Genomic DNA, 340 nt, shown 5'->3' with positions numbered 1-340 from the left:
CGGCTTTGATGGTGGTGGCCAGGCCACGCAGCTCCAATTTGCCGTAGATGAACGGTTTGAACAGCTCCAACGCCATCTTCTTAGGCAGACCGCACTGATGCAGACGCAGGTATGGACCTACGGTGATAACGGAACGGCCTGAGTAGTCAACGCGTTTACCGAGCAGGTTCTGACGGAAACGACCCTGCTTACCTTTGATCATGTCGGCCAAAGATTTCAGAGGGCGTTTGTTGGAACCGGTGATCGCACGACCGCGACGGCCGTTATCCAGCAGGGCGTCTACCGCTTCTTGCAGCATACGCTTTTCGTTGCGCACGATGATGTCCGGCGCAGCCAGATC

1 protein-coding gene is annotated in these 340 nt (G+C 56.5%); it reads right to left on the bottom strand.

Translation table 11 applies throughout. From position 1 onward, the window contains the following. On the bottom strand, nt 1–340 hold a 340-nt coding region (locus J0A67_RS23585), incomplete at both ends, for a hypothetical protein (protein ID WP_206571678.1).

This window comes from Algoriphagus aestuariicola, from assembly GCF_017254835.1.
Classification (GTDB): Bacteria; Bacteroidota; Bacteroidia; order Cytophagales; family Cyclobacteriaceae; genus Algoriphagus; species Algoriphagus aestuariicola.
The sequence above is the reverse complement of the archived record's forward strand: the minus strand, read 5'-3'. Positions and strand labels throughout refer to the sequence as shown.